Origin of the sequence: uncultured Veillonella sp. (genome assembly GCF_938010505.1) — a bacterium.
GTDB lineage: Bacteria > Bacillota > Negativicutes > Veillonellales > Veillonellaceae > Veillonella.
Map to the genome: position 1 here is coordinate 1 of NZ_CALLVP010000074.1, position 3,391 is coordinate 3,391.

Annotated in this window: 4 protein-coding genes and 1 pseudogene; 1 reads left to right on the plus strand and 4 read right to left on the minus strand. The window is 38.8% G+C overall.

Features of this window, described 5'->3' with window-relative positions; translation table 11 throughout:
• Positions 1–677 (plus strand): AEC family transporter (locus tag Q0507_RS04255; protein ID WP_298712905.1); only part of this gene is annotated, 677 nt, incomplete at its 5' end.
• A gap of 129 nt (positions 678–806) precedes the next feature.
• On the opposite strand, the gene Q0507_RS04260 is transcribed toward Q0507_RS04255, so the two are convergent.
• The 4 genes and pseudogenes from Q0507_RS04260 to Q0507_RS04275 all read right to left on the minus strand — a co-directional run.
• Entirely contained in the window at positions 807–1,097 is a 291-nt protein-coding gene (locus Q0507_RS04260) for a metalloregulator ArsR/SmtB family transcription factor (RefSeq protein ID WP_298712907.1), read from the minus strand.
• A 189-nt stretch (positions 1,098–1,286) separates the two neighbouring features.
• Positions 1,287–1,733 (minus strand): universal stress protein, encoded by a 447-nt coding sequence (locus Q0507_RS04265; protein WP_004693853.1) that lies wholly within the window; start codon positions 1,731–1,733, stop codon positions 1,287–1,289.
• A gap of 169 nt (positions 1,734–1,902) precedes the next feature.
• Positions 1,903–3,174: a hypothetical protein gene (locus Q0507_RS04270; RefSeq protein WP_298712910.1), complete on the minus strand. Its 1,272-nt coding sequence runs from the start codon at positions 3,172–3,174 to the stop codon at positions 1,903–1,905.
• An 8-nt stretch (positions 3,175–3,182) separates the two neighbouring features.
• Positions 3,183–3,391: pseudogene (locus Q0507_RS04275) on the minus strand (polar amino acid ABC transporter ATP-binding protein); the annotation flags it as partial.

Sequence of the window (3,391 nt, forward strand, 5' to 3'; positions counted from 1 at the left end):
TGTTTAATAACGTTGGGAATATGGGTGTCGCCCTTGCTATCTTTGTATTTACTAATATTCCATATGTCATCGATGGAACCACACCCTATGCCAATTTAGGTCTTGTAAGCGTTGTATCTATCATGATCATCCAAACTATTAGCAGTAATACCTATGGGTTCTACCAAGCTGGAGCTGGACGACTAACCCCACGGGATGCACTAAAAGTCGTATTCCACATGCCTATGGTATATGCCATCCCACTGGCACTACTTTGCCAGCTATTGCCCTTTGATTTACACGGGCTCTTCTTCTTTGCACCACTCAACATCTTTGCCAACGCCTTCGTTGGAGTTGCCATGATTGCCTTAGGTGTACAGATTAATAGAACACCTCTGAACTTTTTCAAGATGGATGTCATGCTCGCAACGACCTTACGACTCATTGTGAGCCCACTCATAGCCGCTGGTATTACCATACTATTTATAATGTTCTATGGCCCTATGCATCCAATAGCGGCGCAAACCATTATCATAACCTACAGCGTACCTACCGCTATCAATATGTCTCTTATTGCTATTGAAATGAAGAATAATCCAGAATATGCTACACAAATCGTAATGGGCACAACTATTTTATCCGCTGTAACAATGCCACTGTTTATTACTATAGCCTATTATCTCTTCCCATTATATTGATACGAGTACACCTATACAAAAAGGAGCCCTCTAAAAGGGCTCCTTTTATTATATTTTGAGGCTAAAATACTTATAAGTGTATCATAGGCTCATCTCTTATAATGAGACTTTAAATGATTACGTTATTAATTATTGATGAGCTACGTGTTCCATCCCCATGCGAACTAAACATTCAACATGATCATCATTTAGAGAATAATATGCTGTTTTCCCATCCTTGCGATACGTAACAAGGCGCGCTTGACGCAACACACGCAATTGATGAGAAATAGCAGATTGTCCCATACCCATGGTTTCTGCAATGTGATTGACACACATTTCATTTTCTAGTAATAGTTCTACTATTTTAAGGCGGGTAGGATCACCCAAGATTTTAAACAGTTCGGCCAGCTTTAGCAATGACTCTTGTTTATCGGTCATATAGTCCCCCTTACTTTCACTAATATTCATTCTTATTTTGTAGCTCTTTTGTGTAACTATGATACTTCTTTAGCAGAACGCCAATATATATGGCATATATACGTATATTATATCATTTTTAACATAATAAAAAAGAGACCTTGAGAAACCAAAGACTCTTTTTTATGACATATCTATATCAGATATGAATTATTTAATGATTAATACAGGGCAAGTGGAGTGGCTAGTTACATAGCTACTTACGCTACCCATGAATAAGCCTTTCAAAGGGCCAAGGCCACGGCTACCCATTACGATGAGATCAGCATTGTATTTTTTAGCTACTGCAAGTAATGCTGGTCCTGGGGAGCCAACTTCGAATACGCTTTTAACTTTTACACCTGCAGGAATTTCTTTCACTACATCGTTAAGAATTTCCTTACCAGTTTCTTCCATATCTTCAGCAATTTGCTCAGATACGTAACCACCAGAAATTGGTGTTTGATCAAAATTGGAAATAGCAGAAACAATGTTAGCAACGTGAACAACAATCAATTCAGCTTGGTTGCGATCCGCTACAGCAAGAGCATGTTCCAACGCACGTTTAGCATTTTCAGAACCATCAGTAGGTACGACAATAGTTTTATAGGTAACCATAATAACCCCTCCTATTCCTAATCCCTCAAAGGGGATATGATCAAATATCGTTTAGCCTATACTAATATATTCTAGACCATCAAGGAAAACTCCTCTTTTTTAAAAGGATTTATTACATTATAGCACAAATTATACAGAATTATACAACTAATAGAATATTATATATATATTAAAGAACTTGAGATGATTGATTTGTATTGAGTGTAGTGGTCAATTTAAACCCCTCTAGTACCTCTATAAGCTCTGGAGTAGCAAGGCTAGCACCTGCAGGACCAATCATTCGAGCTACGGCCACATTACCTTCATTACCGAGAATAATCATCGCACCAAAGGATACTGGCTCCGCTGCAGATGTATCAGCCGTATTCGGATTTTTCATATGTCCCGCTAAATAAAACATAACATTACCGTCAATGATATGCGTTTCATAGCGAGTAATTGTAGCCTTATTAACTTCAACCAATTGTTTAAGATAATAGTCTCCTAGCATTTGCTTACCCATCATAGTTGGCATACCGGAGCTGACAGCTTGTACAGGGATTGTAAAAGACTCAATATCAAGGCGTATATTATGTTTGGTAAAAGCAATCTTGCCCTTTTCATTAAGACGGGTGAAGCCTTTTGGATAAGCAAACTTGATACCCTCAGCTACACTGATATCACTTGTACCTGTTAATATCTTCTTAACACCTTTAATGGCATTAGAGCCACGCTTATTAAGTAATTCGAAGGATGGAATGGTATACTCCATCAAGCCTAGCTCCATAAACTCTGCTTGAACCGGAGCGTAAGTACTAGCCAAATTATAACGGTGAGTTGGATCTTTCTCCATAATAAATTCCGCTTCAAATACAGATTGAACCGGTTCTGTAGATGTCATATCCGCATAAGATTTTGGTGTACTTTTATCCCAACGAGCAGAGACTGCACCTTTCTTAGTAAAGAACCCACCTACAATATCATTATGCTCAAAGTTATTGCTATGTTGGCGCCAAATATTCAAATACTCCTCATTAGACATGCCCTTAATAGGTACGCCATACCAAGTCGTATTCCATTCTTTTTGAGACACGCCATCTTGTGGTGTGTTATTGCGCTTCGTGAAAGATACTGTATAAGAATCCTCTTGCGTAGGACCTGCTAAATTGAAGGAGTAGCCTTGAATATGCTCGCTTTCACTACGCACATCCATATCCAGCATAACCCCATCAGTTACACGCCAAGGAATTGAAAACATATAGCCATTTTTATAGTCCTTGACCACCGTGTTCATCTTGGTAGCATAGGATTTGTATTTTTCTGGCAAAATAGATGCAGAATCCTTTTGAGATTCCACAATAGATAAAGGCGTTTCAGGTGTAGCTTTCAAACCTTCCGCCATAATAGAAGTCGTTCCCAAAGCCATTACAGCCAAGGTTGCCGCAACCAAACGTAACTTCATAGAGCCTCCTATAACATATTATCTAAGAACGTTTTCGTTCTATCGTTCTGCGGATTATTGAAAATTTGTTCTGGTGTTCCTTCTTCTTGAATGACACCATCTGCCATGAAGATAACACGATCGGATACTTCACGAGCAAAGTTCATTTCATGGGTTACGATGATCATCGTCATGTGATCGTCCGCCAATTGTTTGATTGTCTTAAGAACCTCACCAG

Bases quoted from the DNA above. Each gene is read 5' to 3' on its own strand.
- Q0507_RS04260 (WP_298712907.1), bottom strand. From the start codon at position 1,097: ATGACCGATAAACAAGAGTCATTGCTAAAGCTGGCCGAACTGTTTAAA.
- Q0507_RS04270 (WP_298712910.1), bottom strand. From the start codon at position 3,174: ATGAAGTTACGTTTGGTTGCGGCAACCTTGGCTGTAATGGCTTTGGGA.
- Q0507_RS04265 (WP_004693853.1), bottom strand. From the start codon at position 1,733: ATGGTTACCTATAAAACTATTGTCGTACCTACTGATGGTTCTGAAAAT.